Annotated in this window: 12 protein-coding genes; 6 read left to right on the forward strand and 6 right to left on the reverse strand. The window is 74.1% G+C overall.

Translation table 11 applies throughout. The annotated features are described in order from the left end of the window. Positions 1 to 144 precede the first annotated feature (144 nt). Complete coding sequence (locus ACIGG8_RS11690) at positions 145 to 615, reverse strand: GreA/GreB family elongation factor (protein WP_396547299.1); 471 nt, start codon at positions 613 to 615, stop codon at positions 145 to 147. Between the two features lie 149 nt (positions 616 to 764). Then, a complete protein-coding gene (locus ACIGG8_RS11695; protein ID WP_396547301.1) occupies positions 765 to 2,945 on the reverse strand; it encodes a UvrD-helicase domain-containing protein in 2,181 nt (726 codons plus the stop codon). A 301-nt stretch (positions 2,946 to 3,246) separates the two neighbouring features. Here ACIGG8_RS11695 and ACIGG8_RS11700 point away from each other — a divergent pair, with 301 nt between their 5' ends. Both ACIGG8_RS11700 and ACIGG8_RS11705 read left to right on the forward strand, forming a co-directional pair. Continuing rightward, the gene (locus ACIGG8_RS11700) at positions 3,247 to 4,689 is read left to right on the forward strand and encodes a glyceraldehyde-3-phosphate dehydrogenase (RefSeq protein WP_350519203.1); all 1,443 of its coding nucleotides are present in this window, start codon (positions 3,247 to 3,249) and stop codon (positions 4,687 to 4,689) included. Between the two features lie 153 nt (positions 4,690 to 4,842). Further along, complete coding sequence (locus ACIGG8_RS11705) at positions 4,843 to 5,379, forward strand: hypothetical protein (protein WP_396547303.1); 537 nt, start codon at positions 4,843 to 4,845, stop codon at positions 5,377 to 5,379. On the opposite strand, the gene ACIGG8_RS11710 is transcribed toward ACIGG8_RS11705, so the two are convergent. Together ACIGG8_RS11710 and ACIGG8_RS11715 are read right to left on the reverse strand one after the other, a co-directional pair. Beyond that, positions 5,353 to 6,336, reverse strand: coding sequence for an alpha/beta fold hydrolase (locus tag ACIGG8_RS11710; RefSeq protein WP_396547304.1), 984 nt, complete (start codon positions 6,334 to 6,336; stop codon positions 5,353 to 5,355). The genes ACIGG8_RS11705 and ACIGG8_RS11710 overlap by 27 nt on opposite strands. A 121-nt stretch (positions 6,337 to 6,457) precedes the next feature. After that, positions 6,458 to 7,006: an RNA polymerase sigma factor gene (locus ACIGG8_RS11715; RefSeq protein WP_396547306.1), complete on the reverse strand. Its 549-nt coding sequence runs from the start codon at positions 7,004 to 7,006 to the stop codon at positions 6,458 to 6,460. A 158-nt stretch (positions 7,007 to 7,164) separates the two neighbouring features. Here ACIGG8_RS11715 and ACIGG8_RS11720 point away from each other — a divergent pair, with 158 nt between their 5' ends. Beyond that, positions 7,165 to 7,965, forward strand: coding sequence for a hypothetical protein (locus tag ACIGG8_RS11720; RefSeq protein ID WP_396547307.1), 801 nt, complete (start codon positions 7,165 to 7,167; stop codon positions 7,963 to 7,965). Positions 7,966 to 8,155: 190 nt separating this feature from the next. Here ACIGG8_RS11720 and ACIGG8_RS11725 read toward each other — a convergent pair whose 3' ends face one another. Further along, positions 8,156 to 8,479 (reverse strand): hypothetical protein, encoded by a 324-nt coding sequence (locus tag ACIGG8_RS11725; RefSeq protein ID WP_396547309.1) that lies wholly within the window; start codon positions 8,477 to 8,479, stop codon positions 8,156 to 8,158. A 340-nt stretch (positions 8,480 to 8,819) separates the two neighbouring features. Here ACIGG8_RS11725 and ACIGG8_RS11730 point away from each other — a divergent pair, with 340 nt between their 5' ends. The 3 genes from ACIGG8_RS11730 to ACIGG8_RS11740 all read left to right on the forward strand — a co-directional run bounded on the left by ACIGG8_RS11730 (position 8,820) and on the right by ACIGG8_RS11740 (position 15,096). Continuing rightward, positions 8,820 to 9,857: a hypothetical protein gene (locus ACIGG8_RS11730; protein ID WP_396547310.1), complete on the forward strand. Its 1,038-nt coding sequence runs from the start codon at positions 8,820 to 8,822 to the stop codon at positions 9,855 to 9,857. 263 nt (positions 9,858 to 10,120) lie between these two features. Continuing rightward, positions 10,121 to 12,013 carry an HSP90 family protein gene (locus tag ACIGG8_RS11735; RefSeq protein WP_396547312.1) on the forward strand — a complete coding sequence of 631 codons (1,893 nt, stop codon included), beginning with the start codon at positions 10,121 to 10,123 and terminating at the stop codon, positions 12,011 to 12,013. Beyond that, a complete protein-coding gene (locus tag ACIGG8_RS11740) occupies positions 12,013 to 15,096 on the forward strand; it encodes a hypothetical protein (RefSeq protein ID WP_396547314.1) in 3,084 nt (1,027 codons plus the stop codon). Before ACIGG8_RS11735 ends, ACIGG8_RS11740 begins: the two co-directional genes overlap by 1 nt. Positions 15,097 to 15,236: 140 nt before the next feature. Here the strand turns inward: ACIGG8_RS11740 and ACIGG8_RS11745 are convergent, their stop codons facing one another. Then, on the reverse strand, positions 15,237 to 16,610 hold the full coding sequence (locus ACIGG8_RS11745) for a carbohydrate-binding protein (RefSeq protein WP_396547315.1): 1,374 nt from the start codon (positions 16,608 to 16,610) through the stop codon (positions 15,237 to 15,239). Positions 16,611 to 16,622 lie beyond the last annotated feature (12 nt).

Raw genomic sequence — 16,622 nt, forward strand, 5'->3', positions numbered from 1 at the left:
AAGCTCGCGGAACGTCGCGGAACGTCGCGGAACGTCGCGGAATTCCGTGCGGATTCACGGATATCGCCGGCCGGGCGATCCGGAATGGGCCCCGGCATTCCGGCGCGGGATTTCCGGGCGCGGCGGCGACGCCGCGGTCCCGGCTCAGTCCGCGCCGCGCCCCACCGACAGCACGACCGCACTGGCCGCGCCGCTCGGTGTCTCGTAGTGCACCGTCTCCCCGGCGCGACGTCCGAGCAGCGCCTTCCCGAGCGGGCTGTCGAAGGTCACCAGGGTCTGCTCCCGTTCCTCGGCGATCTCCGAGACCTCGACGGTCTCCTCCGCGCCGTCCCCGAACCGCACGGTCACGGTGGACCCCACCCCCACCACCTCCGTCGACGGCGCCCCGGCGACGGCCGCCTCCCGCAGCCGCCCCTCCAGCTCGGCGATCCGCCGGTCCAGCCGTGTCACCTCCGACGCCCGCTGCAGCTCGTCCGCGGCGTCCGCCCGGTCCCCGACCGGCTCCACCCCGCGCAGCGTCGCGGCCACCTCCCCCCGATCCGCCCGCAGTTGCGCCAATTCCTCCTGCACCGCACGCAGGCCCTCGGCGCTGATGGGTTCGGGACCACCGGTCATGCCTGCTCCCGGGTCTCTCGCGAAATGCTCAAACACCGGACGCCTCCCATTAGCCCACCCCGCCGGGCCCCGGGCAACTTTGTCCCCGGGGGCGGTGCCGGCCGGTCACGGGATGGCGGAGCGGTGCCGGCCGGTCACCGGCGGGCACGTCACCGAGCGAGTGCGTCGTCCCGCCGGCCCTGCGGCGGCAGCTGCGCGACGACCGGCGCGAGGAACTCGCTCGGCGTCCCGTGCCAGGAGACCGCGAGGGCCTCCCGGGCGCGCGTGCACGCCACGAAGAGCAGGTTCAGTTCGCCGTTCAGGTCCTCCCGGTACTGCTGCGGGTCCGTCTCCTCCGGGGTGAGTGCGGAGCGCATGGGCACCACACCGTCGCTCACGCCCGCGACGGCGACGCAGCGGAACTCCAGTCCCTTCATCCGGTGCATGGTCCCGATCCGCACGCCCGGGGCCGGCGTGCTGCCGAGCATGCAGGCGGGCGTCCCGGCGTGCTCCAGGGCCCGGGCGATGTCACGGCCGAGCTGGACGGTCCGGACGGCGACGCCGATGTCCTCCGGGTCCACGCCCGAGGCGGTCCACTCGCCGATCCGCTCGACGAGCGCCCGGATCTCCTCCGGCCGGTCGACGTGCCCGTGCGTCTCGGGGTGCGCGCCGTGCAGGGTCGAGTGGTAGCCCACCAGGGACTCCTCCCCGCCGTCCATGTCGTCCGGGCGTTCGCCGGTGAGCAGGGAGGCCGACCAGCCGAGGATCTCCTGCGTGGTGCGGTAGTTGACCCGCAGCCGGGCGGAGCGCCCGACCACCTGGATCCCCACGGCGCGCAGTGAGACCTTGTTCCCGTTGCCGTAGATCCGCTGGTGCGGGTCGCCGGCGAGGAACAGGTCGTCCGGTCCGGGCGCGACGAGTGCGCGCAGGAACCGCCACTGCGCGGGGTGCAGGTCCTGCGCCTCGTCGACCACCAGGTGCCGGAACGGGCGGTCGCCCCCTTCGTCGAGCGCCCGCGCGGCCTGCGCGCAGACCTGCAGGAACGTCCACTCCCCGGCCTCTCGCAGCTCCTCCTCGAACGCGGCCACGGCACGCCACAGTTGGGCCTTCTTCAGGGGCCCGAGCGGTGTGCCCCGGCCGGCCCGCGACGCCCTCAGGTACTGCTCGGGGCCGTCGATCGCCTGGGCCAGGACGACCTGTCGCCACTCCTGGTCCAGGAAGACGTCGGTGAAGTCGACCCCGAGCCGCCGGGCGACCCGCCCCCAACGGGCCAGGACGGCGCGCTGGTTGAAGACGATCTTCAGCGGGGCGCCGCCGCGGGAGCGGCGCAGGACCTCGTTGGCCAGCGCGTCGACGGTGACCACCCGGACCTTCGCCCTGATCCGCTCGTCCGTGACGAGCAGGGCCAGGCAGCGTTCCAGCTCCGCCGCGAGGTCCTTGGTGTAGGTGGTGAGCAGCACCGAACCGTCGGGGGCGTCCGGCGGCAGCCGGCGCGCCAGGTGGTAGGTCCGGTGCAGGGCCACCACGGTCTTGCCGGTCCCCGGGCCGCCGCTGACCCGGGCGGGCCCGTTGTACGAGTCCCGGTAGGCGATCCGGTACTGGGCCGGGTGCAGGAAGATCCGCCACGCGTCGAACGGGCGCTCCAGGATCTCCAGCAGCTCCTCGGGGCAGGACACCAGGGCGACCCGGCCGCGGGCGTGCGCCATCGCCGAGACCAGCCCGTCCCCGGACTGCGCGGTGCTCACCGGAGCCGCCGCCCGCGCGTACGCCTGGACGATCTCGCGGTCGACGTCGGCCGGCTCCATGCCGCTGGCGAGGCCGACCAGGACGTCGAACTGCTGCTCCGGCAGGACCCGGTGGAGCGCCTCCAGGTGGGTCTCGTCGGGCAGCAGCCGGATGATCGGCAGGATCTCCTCGTCGATGCCCAGACTGCGCAGGACCTTGTCGGAGCGGTCGGCGAAGAGCCGCCGGGGCTCGTCGGAGGCCCGGGTCCGCAGGGAGGCGGTGGCGCGTTCCAGGGCGACGTCATTGCGGATCTCGACGCCCTGGGTGGCGGCGTTGACCGAGGCGCGGTGCTTGCACGCCCAGTCGTTGGCCTTGTCGTGGGGGAGGACCTTCAGCAGCAGGTAGCCGTCGCCCCGGTCGGCCTTGAGGACCACGCCGCGCCAGAAGTCGGTGATCCGGATGGTCCGGATCCTCGGGTCCCGCTGGTTGGTGAGCTTCTCCAGGTGCGTGCCGGCGTGCGTCGCGCCGGTGAACTTCTCGAAGGTCTCGTAGACCCTCCGCTGCACGGACTTCTCCAAGCCCGCGAACTCCATCAGGAAGTCGCGGTGCATCCCCAGCGTCGCCACGCGGGCCCCCTCGTGCCTCTGTCCGGTCGGGCAGTCCGATCACTGTACTGGCCCGACGATCACCGGGCCGCGTACGGACGATCACCGGGCCGCGCATGGACGACCGCGGGGCCCGGCGGCCCGGCCAGCGGTGCGCGCGGGCCGGGCCCGAGGGTGGCGGTGATCACCTTCTGGGGCGGGGCGGCGGGGGAAAGCGCAGGTCGGAGCCTCGGGCGAACCGGCGGGAGGCGGGACCGGCCGCGGGGGCGCGGGCGGGCGAAGCTACCATGTGGGCAACACCCTCAGCTCGAAAGATGGACTTGTGACTGTCAACGACGACGTGTTCACGGACTGGAAGAACCGCGAGGAGATCGCGGAGTCGATGATCCCGATCATCGGGCGGCTGCACCGGGAGCGGGACGTCACCGTCCTGTGCCACAGCCGTTCCCTGGTGAACAAGTCGGTGATCAGCATCCTCAAGACGCACCGCTTCGCCCGGCAGATAGCGGGCGAGGAGCTCTCGGTCACCGAGACGATGCCGTTCCTGAGCGCGCTGACCGCCCTGGACCTCGGCCCCTCGCAGATCGACATTGGCATGCTCGCCGCCACGTACAAGGCGGACGACCACGGTCTGTCGGTGGAGGAGTTCACCGCTCAGGCCGTTGCGGGTGCCACCGGTGAGAACAAGCTGGAGCGCCGGTCCGCCCAGGACGTCGTGCTGTACGGGTTCGGCCGCATCGGCCGCCTGGTCGCGCGGCTGCTGATCGAGAAGGCCTCGGGCAACGGGCTGCGGCTGAAGGCCATCGTCGTGCGCAACGGCGGCGGCGACGACCTGGTCAAGCGCGCCTCGCTGCTGCGCCGTGACTCCATCCACGGCCAGTTCCAGGGCACCATCACCGTCGACGAGGCGAACAACAAGATCGTCGTCAACGGCAACGAGATCACGGTGATCTACTCCGACGACCCGACCAAGGTCGACTACACGGAGTACGGGATCAAGGACGCGATCCTGATCGACAACACCGGCAAGTGGCGTGACCGCGAGGGCCTGTCGAAGCACCTGCGCCCCGGTATCGCCAAGGTCGTGCTGACCGCCCCGGGCAAGGGCGACGTCCCGAACATCGTGCACGGCGTCAACCACGACATGATCAAGCCGGACGAGCAGATCATCTCCTGCGCCTCCTGCACCACCAACGCCATCGTCCCGCCGCTGAAGGCGATGGAGGACGAGTACGGCGTGGTCCGCGGCCACGTGGAGACCGTCCACTCGTTCACCAACGACCAGAACCTGCTGGACAACTACCACAAGGCCGACCGTCGCGGCCGCTCGGCGCCGCTGAACATGGTGATCACCGAGACCGGTGCCGCCTCGGCCGTCGCCAAGGCCCTGCCGGACCTCAAGGCGAAGATCACCGGCAGCTCGATCCGCGTGCCGGTGCCGGACGTCTCCATCGCGATCCTCAACCTCCAGCTGAAGCGGGAGACCAACCGCGAGGACGTCCTGGAGTACCTGCGCAACGTCTCGCTGACCTCGCCGCTGAAGCGCCAGATCGACTTCATCGACTCGCCCGACGCGGTCTCCAGCGACTTCATCGGCTCGCGCCACGCCTCGATCGTGGACGCCGGCGCGACCAAGGTCGAGGGCGACAACGCGATCCTGTACCTGTGGTACGACAACGAGTTCGGCTACTCGTGCCAGGTCGTCCGGGTCGTGCAGTACATCTCGGGCGTCGAGTACCCGACCTACCCGGCTCCGGCGGTCTGATCCTCCGGACGGTACGTGCGGCGGGGCGGTGACCGGCTGGTCACCGCCCCGCCGGCGTTTCCGGGGCGGTACGGTGCTCGGTGCTCGGTGCTCGGGGCGCTGCGGGCGGTCGGCGCCGGGCCCGGTGGGCTCCGGACGGCGGGAGGGACGGGGATGACGGACGGATGGCCGACGGTCGAGCTGGATCCGGTACGGCGGCTACGGGTGCTGGCGGCGGCCGGGACCGCGCGTCCGCTGTTCGCCGAGCGGCGGCTCGCGGCCGGGTTCGACGAGGTGTGGTCGGTCGCCGGTGACCTGTCCGGTGAACTGCCCGGACTGATCGGCGGGTTGCGCTCCTTCGAGGTCGGTCCCGGTCCCGGGACCGACCCCGGGACCGGCGGCGGCGGGGGCGGGACCGGCGGCGGGGACCGGCTGGTGGGGCTCGCGGTGAGCGTGCTCGGGCACCGGGAGCGCTTCGACATCGTGCTGCGCAGCGGCTGGTGCCTGATGCAGAGCAAGGTGCTGCTCGGCGGGATGGCCGCCGTGCCGGACGGCGACGGGACGCGTTTCGCCCTGCTCGCAGCCCTGCGGGTGCCCGGTGCGGGGCCGGTGCAGCGGTTCTTCGGTTCGCTGGTGGACCGGCGCGGCGAGGTCCTGCTGGACCGACTGGAGCGGAGGGTCAGGTCACAGGCGGACTCCGGCGGCGAATAGCCGGCGGACGGCGCCGGCCACCTCCTCGGGTCGCTCGTGCGGCAGGAAGTGCCCGCAGTCGGGGAGGACTTCGGCCGTCAGGTCGTCCGCGGGAGTACTGGCGGTGGAGAGCAGCGCGGGGCGGATCACCGGGTCCAGCGCGCCGCCGAGCAGCCGGGTGGGAACGGTCAGCCGGCGGTGCCGGTACCGGCCGAGGGCCAGGCGCGGGATGTCCCGGACGACGAAGCCCCAGTGCAGCCGTTCGGCGGCGTAGGCGGCGTCGGGCGTGCTGCCGGCGGCCACGTACTCGGCCGACTCCGCCTCGCTCCACGGGGTTCCGGGGGCCACGCCGCGCCGGAGGAGGTGGCCGAGCAGGCCCGGGTGGCGGCGGACGACCCGGCGGCCGATGCCCGGGTACTCCAGCAGCGCGGTGTACCAGAACCGCCAGGCCGTCCCGAGCAGGGCGCGCTGCCGCGGCCACGGGTGGGTCATGTTGAGTGCGAGGAGGCCGGTGAACCGCTCGGGTGCGCGCAGTGCCAGCTCGAAGCCGGTCCAGGCACCCCAGTCGTGGCCGACCAGGCCGACGCGCTCCAGGCCGAGCCGGTCGAGCACGGAGAGGACGAGACGGGCGCGGTCGTCGGTCGTGTAACCCGTCCGGCGCGGGGCCGACGACCAGCCGAAGCCGGGGAGGTCGGCACAGAGCAGGCGGAACTCCCCGTCGAGCAGCGGCAGGAGGTGCCGCCAGGCGTACCAGTGCTGCGGAAAGCCGTGCAGGAGCAGGAGGGGCGTGCCGTCCCCGGGCCCGGCCTCGGCGAGGTGCAGTCGGACGCCGTCCGCGCCCTCGACGAAGTGGTGGCGCACGCCGGGGAGTTCGGGGAACGGGCGGGGTTCGGTGCGGGTGGTGCGGGTGGTGCGGGTGGTGCGGGTGGTCTGGTCGGTGCGGTCGGTCGGCTCTGTCTTCTTGGTCGTCTCGGCCATCTCGATCCCTCGTTCCGGGTGCCGGGTGGTGTTCCCGGGAGGGGACGGGTGGTCCCCCTCGGGAATGGAGAGGACGGAAAGCGGCCGGACAATCCCCGCGGCCGGCGGAATTCTCGTGGGGCTAGCCGTCCTCGGTGGTCCAGGCGGTGCGGAAGCCCCGGCGGGCGCGGAAGAGTCGTGAACGGACGGTGCCGAGCGGGAGGTCGAGGATCCCGGCCACCGACTGTTCGTCCAGGCCCTCGACATGACGGAGCGTCAGGACGGCCCGGTGGTCGGGCGGCAGGCGTTCCAGGACGTCGCGGATGTCGGCGGCCAACTCGCCGTCCCGCGCGTCGGGTTGCTCGTCCGCGGTGGTGCCGGGCGCCGTTGGCGCACGGCACCCCGGAGCGGACGGGGCGCGGCTCGCGAACCGGACCGCCTCGCGGGCGGCGATGACCCGGGCCCAGCCGAACAGCGCCTCGGGGGACGTGAGCCGGTGCAGGTTCCGGACGATCGCGATCATCGCCTCCTGGGCGGCGTCGGGAGCGTCCTGCAGGGCGATCGGCGCGCAGACCCGGCCGACGTACGGCATGAGCAGGCCCACCACCTCGTCCAGGGCGAACGCGTCGCCCTGCTGGGCGGCCCGGACCAGCCGGGCGAGGTCCGGTCGTCGGCCGTCCGCGTCCGTCATGCCGTCCCTCGTCGATGGTCGTCGCCCCGGGTGGACGGTACTGGACGGGGCGGCGGGGCCGAGCGGCGGGCGGGTGGCGCCCGGTGCGGGGGCGGCGGCGGGCGGGGGCGGCGCTGCGGCTATGTTGAGGGGTCACGGACAGCCGGAGGGAGCGGGCAATGGGGATGGGTGGTCGGCGGATGGCCGCCGGGGTGGCGGCCGGGGTGCTGGCAGCTGTGCTGGCCGGATGCTCGGCCGGGGGGTCGAAGGGCGCCGCCGGGACGGCGTCGGGAGCGCCGGGCGCGGCGGCGAGCACGGCCGCCGGCACGGCAGCGGCATCCGCGCCCGCGGACCCGGGCGCACCTTCTGCGGCACCGACCGCGGCCGCGTCCGGGGCGGCTCCGGCACCGGCGACCGCACCGGCGGCCCCGTCCGCGCCGGCCGCCGCGGCGGCGCCCTCCGCGGACCTGGAGGCGGCGCTGCTGGACGACAAGCTGGTCGGTCAGGTGCTGCCGGACGCCGGTGTGATGGCCGGGTGGGAGGAGGAGAAGCGCCAGGTCGACACCGCCGACCACACCGTCACCTGCACCGCCGCCAAGCCCTGCACGGGCAAGCCGCTGAGCGCCTCGGTCCGCTTCTCCTCGGGCGACGTGGTCACCCGCTTCATCGTGGAGACCCTGCCCGGCCGGGACGCGGCCAGGAACCGGCTGAAGGAGACGTACGCCTCGTACGCCGCCGGGCCGTTCAAGAAGATCGACACCCCGGCGCTGGGCAGCGAGAGCCAGGCCTTCCAGGGGCCGCTGGCCCAGGGCGAGGGCGTCGGCATCGTGGTGCGCTCGGGCACCGTGGTGGCCAGTGTGACCACCGAGGGCGGTCCGGTGGACGTGGCCGCGACGCGGCGGTTCGCGGTGATGCTGGTCAAGCGGATCGAGCAGGCGCAGTCGGGGCGGACGCCGGACGCCGGGCCCGGCCTGGCCTGACGAGGGCGGCGGCCTGACGAGCGGCGGGGCCGGGCGGTGCGGCGGGGCGGGCGCGGGGCCGGGTGCGCTGAACCGGACGCGCGGACCTGGTCGGCCGGCTGGTCGGTCGTTCCGTCGTTCCGTCGGTCGGTCGCCTCGTCGGTCGCCTCGTCGGTAGTCCCGTCGGTCGGCCGGGGGCGGTGCCCGTCCGTCAGTGGTGGCTGGGTTCGTGCAGGCCGAGCGCGACCCAGCTGTCCAGCGCGCAGTGCGCCACCCGCCAGCCGCGCAGCGGGCCTGCCGCGCCGGTCAGCTCCGCGCAGGCGACGGCCAGGGCGGCCTCGGCGGTGAGCGGGTGGTCGGCGAGGGTGAAGACCACCGCGTCCACGGTGCCCGGTCCGGCCAGGATCCGGGCGTGCTCGATCCGGACCGGACCGAGCAGCCCGTGCTCCAGCCCCTCCCGTACGGCCTCGGGGGTCGGCCGGTCCGCGCTCTGGGGGCCGCCGGGAGCGCGCAGGTGGAAGCGGATGGCGTGCACGGTCCAAGACTGACGGATCGTCGGTTCGTGCGGTGGCGGTGGGCCGTGGCAGATCACTGTCAGGCGGCAACATGTCACCCCCGAGGCCCGTGCGTGCCGCCTCGGTGCCGCCTTCGTCCCGCCTCGGTGCCGCCTCGGTCGTCACCTTCGTCGTCGCCTCCGGGACGCTCCCGTGCCGCTCCCGCTCCGTTTCCGTTTCACCTCCCGACCCGTCACGGAGTCCGCAGGGCGCTGGGCTGGGGAAACGGATGTCAGTCGCGCGTGATATGTACTCATCTCGGGTGGCCGCCGTGCGGCCGGCCGTGCGAAAGATGCCGATGACGTTCGAGGGGGCCACCACATGCCGCTGTTCCGACGCCGCTCCGGCGAGGAGGGCGCGCAGGACCGGACCGGGCGGCGCGGGTTCGGGTTCGGCCGGCGCTCCGCCGGGGCGAAGGCGGCCGCCCGCGCCACCGAGCCGCGGCTCGACCCGACCTTGGGGGACGAGTCCGTGCGCCTGGTGCTCGCGCAGGCCGCGGCCGGTGACTGGGCGGCGCTGCGCCCCGCGCTGGCGGCCGTCGAGGACGGCGCCGAGCTGACCCACCTCGCCGGGGCGATAGCCGACGTGCCCGGGGTCGAGGAGTGGACGGGCCGCGTCCTCGCCGACACCCCGGACGACACGGTGGCGCTGCTGCTCTCCGGCGCCCGGCAGGTCACCTGGGCCTGGGAGGCGCGGACCGGCGCCCGGGCCAAGAACGTCACCGAGGAGCAGTGGAACCTGTTCCACCAGCGGCTGGACACCGCCGAGGAGCAGCTGCTGGAGGTCGCCGAGCGCGAGTCCGCCTGGCTCGCCCCCTGGTACTTCCTGCAGATCAGCGCGCGCGGCGCCTCGCTCGGCCCGGACATCGCCACCTGCCGCTTCGAGGCCGCCGTGCGCCGCGCACCCGGACACGCCGGCTCGCACCGGCAGCGGCTGCAGCAGCTGTGCGCCAAGTGGGGCGGCTCGCACGAGGAGATGCACGCGTTCGCCCGCTCCGCGATGCTGGCCGCGCCCGAGGGCAGCCACCTCGGCGAGCTGGTGGTGCTCGCGCACCTGGAGCACTGGCTGGACCTCCCGGACGGCGAGGACCACGCCTACCTGACCAGCCCGACGGTGCTGGCCGAGATGCAGGAGGCCGCCTTCCGCTCCGTCCTCCACCCGGACTTCCAGCCGGTGCGCGGCTGGCAGGGCGCCTTCAACAGCTTCGCGATGGCCTTCTCGCTCGCCGACCAGCGCAAGACCGCCCGGATGCTGTTCGACGCGCTGGACGGGGCCGTCACCGAGTCGCCCTGGCACTACCTCTCGGGGAACCCGGTCAAGGCCTTCAGCGCCCACCGTGACCGCTGTGCCGCGTACTGAGGACGGCCGCGCATGCACCAGGGCCGACCGTGTCCGACACCGCCGGTGTCCTGATGCCGAGCCGCATCACGACGCCGTAGCGCCTCCCGGCGCCGACCGCCTGCCGACGCCGATACCGCCGCCACCGACCGCCTGCCGATGCCGGCCGCCCGACGCCGCCGACCGTGCTCCTGCTCCCGACCGTGCCCCTGCTCCCAGCCGCGTCCCTGCTCCCGGCTGCGCCCCCTGAAACGTCACCCACCCCGCGATCGAAAGAGCCTCCGGTGTCCCCAACCGACAACCCGACGAGTGCGCAGCACACCTTCCAGGTGGACCTGCGCGGCCTGGTGGACCTGCTCTCCCACCACCTCTACTCCAGCCCGCGGGTCTACCTGCGCGAGCTGCTGCAGAACGCGGTGGACGCGATCTCCGCCCGCCGCGCCCTCGACCCCGAGGCGCCGGCCCGGATCACCGTCCGCGCCGACGACGAGCTGTCCGTCACCGACACCGGCGTCGGCCTGACCGAGAAGGACGTCCACACCTTCCTCGCCACCATCGGCCGCAGCTCCAAGCGCGACGCCGACGGCCGCCTCGACGGCGCCGGACTGGCCAAGGCCCGGGGCGACTTCATCGGCCAGTTCGGCATCGGCCTGCTCGCCTGCTTCGTGGTCGCCGACGAGATCACCGTGGTCACCCGCTCCGCCGCCGCCCCGGACGCCCCGGTGATCGAGTGGCGCGGCAGCTCCGACGGCAGCTACACCATCCGCACCCTGCCCGCCGAGGCCAAGCCGGAGCCGGGCACCACCGTCACCCTGGCGCCGCGCGCCGACGCCGCCGAGTGGACCCGACCCGCCCGGGTGCTCACCCTCGCCCGGGACTTCGGCGGCCTGCTGCGCCACGACGTCACCGTGATCGATGCGGGCGGCACCGAGCACCGGGTGAACCGCACCCCGCCGTGGGCGGAGCGGTACCCCTCCCCGCTGGCCAAGCGCGACGCGCTCGGCGAGTACTGCCGCGCCACCTTCGACTTCACCCCGCTCGACACCATCGAGCTGGACCTGCCGCTGGTCGGCCTGCGCGGCGTCGCGTACGTGCTGCCGGACGCCGCTCCGCCCTCGCGCCGCCACGGACACCGGGTGCACCTCAAGGGCATGCTGCTCTCCGACCAGGCCGACGAACTGCTGCCGGACTGGGCCTTCTTCGTCCGCTGCGTCGTCGACACCGACGGCCTGCGCCCGACCGCCTCCCGCGAGGGCCTGTACGCCGACGAGACGCTGGCCGCCGTCCGCGACGCCCTCGGCGCCCGGATCCGGGACTGGCTGACCGGCCTGTCCGCGAGCGACCCCGCGCTGCTGCACCGCTTCCTCTCCGTGCACCACCTGGCGGTCAAGGAACTCGCGCGCTACGACGACGAGTTGCTGCGGATGATGCTGCCCTGGCTGCCGTTCGAGACCACGGACGGCAACGTCACCCTGGACGAGTTCGCCCGCAGCCACCCGGTGGTGCTGGTGACCCGTACGGTCGAGGAGTTCCGCCAGGTCGCCCCGATCGCCGGCGCGGCCGGCCTCGGCGTGGTCAACGGCGGCTACACCTACGACCGCGACCTGGTGCACCGACTGCCGGAGATCCGCCCCGGCGTCTCGGTCTCCGACCTCGACCCCGGCACCGTCACCGCGCACCTGGACACCGTCGACCCGGCCGCCGAACTCGCCGCCAACGCCTTCCTGGCGATCGCCCGCGAGGTGGTCGGCCGGTTCGACTGCGACGTCGCCCTGCGCAGCTTCCACCCGACCAACGCGCCCGCCCTGCTGCTCGACAACCGGGAGGCCCGGCACGAGCGCACCCGCGCCCAACTGGCCGACGAGGCCGACGGGTTGTGGGCGGACATCCTCGGCTCGCTGCGCGCCGAGGTGCCCCGCGCCCAACTGGTGCTCAATCACCTCAACCCGCTGGTGCGCCGCGCCGCGACGGTGACCAACCGCGAGCTGGCCGTCACCGCCGTCGAGGCGCTGTACGGGCAGGCCGTGCTGATGACCCGCCGCCCGCTCAAGGCCAGCGAGTCCGCCCTGCTCAACCGTTCGTTCATCAGCCTGCTCGACCACGCCATGCTCGGCCACGAGGCCGGCGGGCCGGGCGCGGCCGGTGGCCGGGGCCGCGACGACGAGAAGGACGCGTGATGCTGGACACCCCCGATGCGGTGATGGCCGCGCTGCACGAGAACGACGCCCGCCCGTACGGTCGCACCCGGACCGTCACCGCCGAGGAACTCGTCGACGCCGCCGAGCAGTTCGACGACACCAAGGCCCGCTCGATGGCCCTGCTGGAACTGATGGAGGCCTACGAGTACGACGGCGAGCGCAACAAGACCCCGGTCGTGTTCGCCCGCGTCCTCAAGCTGTGGGACACGGACCCGGACGGCTTCGGCGAGTGGGCCCGCCACCAGGTGTTCTGGCGCTTCAAGTGGGTGGCCGGCGCGCTGCGGGACAACCCGGACGTGCCGCTGGCGGCCGTCGAGCGCTGGCTCACCGAACTGCGCGACCGCTACCGCGCGGCCGGCTTCGGCCTCCAGCCCTACTACGCCGAGCGCTACTACCTGGCCGACGTCATCGGCGTCGGCGTCCAGGAGGCCTACGAGCTGTGGGCGGCCCGCCCGCGCTCCGAGATGAGCGACTGCCCGGCCTGCGAGACCCGGGCCCGCGCCCGGCACTTCCTCGACCTCGGCGACGACGCGCGGGCACTGGAGGTGCTGGAGCCGGTGCTGAGCGGCCGCAGCACCTGCGAGCTGGAGCCCTACCTCAGCCAGTCCGTCGCCCTGCTGCCGCTGCTGCGCCGGGGCCGACCGGACGAGGCCCGCTCCGCGCACCTCACCGGGTACCGCTTCGCGCGCGGCAAGTCCTCGATGCTGGGCTCCGTGGCCCGGCACATCGAGTTCTGCGCGCTGTCCGGCAACGAGCCGCGCGGCCTGGAACTGCTCGCCGAGAACCGCGACCTGTTCGCGGTCACCGGCGAGGCCGCCTCCCGGCTGGACTTCCTGACCGGTGTGGAGGTCCTGATCGCCGCCCTCGCCCGGGCCGGCCACGGCGACCTCGCGGTCAGCGGCCCGGCCGGCACCGCGTGGACGGTGGACACCCTGCTCGCCCACCTGCGCACCGAGGCGGACGCGCTGGCCGCCCGCTTCGACGCGCGCAACGGCACCGGTGCGGTCGGCGCAGCGCGGCGGGCCCGGCTGGCCGTCGAGCCGCTGCTGGCCGAGCCGCTGGCGCTGGGCGTGCGCGCCGCCGCCGCGCCCGAGCTGTCCGCCGCCGCCCCGGCCGTCGCGCCCGCGCCGCGCCGGACCGTCGAGGCGGAACCGGAGGACTTCACCGCCCTCGTGGTCCGGGCCCGGGAGCTGGAGGTGCTCGGGCACCCCGACTCCGACCGGCTCTGGAAGCGGATCGCCGAGCGCGCCGCCGCCGCGGACTTCGTCCACCCCGAGGGCACGGAGGTGGGCAGCCCCGAGCGGCTGCGCGCCGAGCTCGCCGAACAGCGCGCCCACGAGGCGCTGGAGCGCGACGAGCACGCCGAGGGCAGGGTCGGGCTGCTGGCCGCAGCCGAGCTGTTCGAGCAGGCGGGGATGCCCGGCGCGGCGCTGATGGTCCGCACCCGTTCGCTGATCATCGAGCTCGACGAGCCGTCCGGCGGCGGGGCCGGTGCGGGCGGTGGGGCCGGCGGGGGCGGCGGGGGCGGCGGGGCTGGTGCGAGCGGTGCGGGCGGGGACACGGGTGACGGCGTCGGTGAGGGTGATGGCGTCGGTGAGGGTGACGGCGTCGGTGAGGGTGACGGCGTCGAATCCGGCGGAGGCACGGGCAGGACGGCCGACTGGGCGGCGCTCGACGCGGCGCTGGTCCGGGCCGAGGAGCTGCGGGCTACGGGCGAGCTGACCGACGACGACTACCTGATCGTGCTGCAGACCCGCGCCTACGCCGCCCACCACGACCTGGTCGAGTCGCTGCCCGAATCCTCCGCCGAGACCGTCGCGCGCTTCGAGGCGGCGGTCGGCGGCTACCACCGGACCGCCGTCGAGCTGGGCTCGGCCCGGCGGGCCGCCACCTCCCGGCAGTACACCGCCGATGCCGCCGCCCGGCAGGGCCGGCTCGCCGAGTCGGCCACCGAACTGCGCGAGGTCCTGGCCCAGTTGGACAGATCCGACCTGCCGTGGCACACCCCGCGGGTGCTCGGCCTGCTGGGCCAGGTGCTGCTGCAGAGCCGCGAGCCGGCCCAGGCCGTGAAGGTGTTCCACCGGGCGCTGGCCGAGGCCGCCCGCTGGGGTGACGACTCCTACCCGTACGCGCCGACGTACATGATGCTCGGCCACTCCTGCATGCAGGTGGGGGACCTCGGCGGCGCGGTCCGTGCGCTGTCGGAGGCCGCCGCGCGCTACGACCGCAAGGGCCCGGAGGCTGCCGAGGAGGCCGCCCAGGTGCGGCTGCAGCTGGCCGACGTGCTGCGCGACACCGGTCGGGCGACGGACGCGGTCGCCGTCCTGGAGTCGGTGCTGCTGGACGCGTCGGCGGCCCGGCTGGACGTCAGGATGCTCGCCCAGACCCGGCTGGACCTCGCCAGGGGCCTGGCCGAGCTGGAGGAGTACCGGGACGCCGCCGAGGAGTACCTCCGGCTGGCCGACCTGGTGGCCGACTGGGAGGACCAGGAGACCCACACCATGGTCGCCTGCGAGGCCACCCTGGCGCTCGCCCAGGCGGACCGCCGGGACGCCGCCGAAGCAGCTCTCGCGCGGGCCCGCGAGGCCCACGGCAAGGCTCCGCAGGTCGACCAACTGGCCGCGACGCTGCGTGAGTTGGCCCGCATCACGATGCGGACGCAGGGCGCCGACGGGCTGGACCGCGCGCTGGCGCTGCTGACCGAGGCGGACGCGGTCGGCGCCACCGCCGAGGAGCGCGGCCAGGAGTACAACGCCTGGTACCTGCGCGGCGGTTCGCACTACGAGCGGGCGCGCTGCCTGGCCGTCGCCGAGCGGTACGAGGAGGCGCTGGCGGAGGCCGAGCGGGCCGTCGCGGTGTACGAGCAGGGCGGCGAGCGGGCCGAGGCGCCGCGGGCGGAATCCGTCCGGCTGGCCGCGCTGATCGAGGGCAGCGACCTCGGCCGCACCGCGGCGGCGGTGGCCCGGTTGACCGCCGGCATCGCGCGCTGCGAGGCGGCCGGGCTGCCGGAGGCGGCGGAGGTGCTGGCGGAGCTGCGGGAGCGGTTCGCGTCGTCGGACTGACGCGGGCGTCGGGGCGGCGTCGGCGTCGGCTGCGAGGTGGCGCGGGCGTCGGACCGGCTCGGGCGTCGGAGTGATGTGAGGAGCCCCGGGGTTGTGCACCACCCCGGGGCTCCCTTGCGTGTGGGGTTCCGCTGTTTGGGTCAGCAGGGGCCGTCGTCGGCCCAGACGCCCCACTGGCCGCTGGCGCTCGGCACCTCGTTCAGCGTCCACCACTTGGCGTGGTAGTTGTGCCCGTTGTAGGAGACCTTGGCGCCGCCGGTGTAGGTGGTGCTCGCGCTCCAGGCCGGGGCGGTGCAGGTGCCCGGGCCGGTCGGCGGCGTGGTCGGCGGTGTGGTGGGTGGGGTGGTGGGTGGCGTGGTGGGCGGGGTCGCGCCGGCGAACTTCACCGTGTACTTGGTGAAGTCCCAGTCGTTCTGCGCCACGCTGGAGCAGGAGCCGGACAGCCCGGGGTCCACCGGGCCCTGGCACTGCCGGTCCCGGTTGACCGACCAGTAGGTGTACCGGGCCAGGCCGTGCGCGGTGGCGAAGTCCAGCACGGTCTGGAAGTCGGCCTGGCGGAAGTACTCGGCGGCGTCGGTGCGGCCGTTCATCATCGACACGCCCTCGTGGGCGTACGCGGTGGCCTCGCTCCAGCCGAAGGTGGTCTGCAGGATCTGGTTGAACTTCACCAGCGCGTCGGTCTGCGCCGCCGCGCCGTTGAAGCCGCCGTCGAACGGCATGATGGAGTAGTTGTTCGGCGTGAAGCCCTGGGACTTGGCCTCGTTGAGCATCTGGGTGCCGAACCAGCCGGTGCCCGCGTTGGTGCCGGCGGTGGTGATCGAGACGTACAGGCCCGGGTTGTTCTGCTGGAGGATCCTCGCCGCGCCGATCTCGTTGTGGATGGCCGCGGTGTTCTCGTACTCCGGCTCCTCCAGGTCGAAGTCGATCGCCTTGAGCTGGTACTTGGTGATCACCTTCTGGTACCCGGCGGCGGTCGCCTCGGGCGTGCCGCAGACCTGGCCCAGCTTTGTACCGCCGTACCCGCCGACGGACACCGACACGTCCCCGCCCTTGCCCCGGACGGTCTGGATGACGTTCGGCATGGTGGTGTCGGTGTCGATCGAGGAGGTGCCGCCCCAGGCGGGGGAGCAACTGTTGCCCTGGGCCAGGATGAACGCCAGCTGGAAGGCCTTCTGGCCGGTGGCGTCCATGACGGCGGCGGCGTCCGGCGGGCTGTTGTCCTCGGGCATCAGGTACGGGGCCGAGGCGTACCAGTTGCTGCCCAGTCCGGCCGCGGTGCTGGCGGTGGTGTCCGCGGAGGCGGAGCCGGTGCCGGCCAGGGCGGCGAGGCCCCCGGCGACCAGGCCGAGCACGGCGGCCGCGGCGAGTGCGGCCCGGCCGGAGCGGCGCCGGTGTCCGGGAGCGGCCGGGCCGACCGGGTGTTCGGGGCTGGTCGGGTGGTGCGGGTCGGTGGGGTGGTGCGGGCTGGTGGGGTGGTGCGGATCGGTGGGGCGTGGAGGAAGAGCGCGTTCCATCGGAAGCCTTCC

It is taken from the genome of Kitasatospora sp. NPDC085464 (assembly GCF_044541955.1).
GTDB lineage: Bacteria > Actinomycetota > Actinomycetes > Streptomycetales > Streptomycetaceae > Kitasatospora.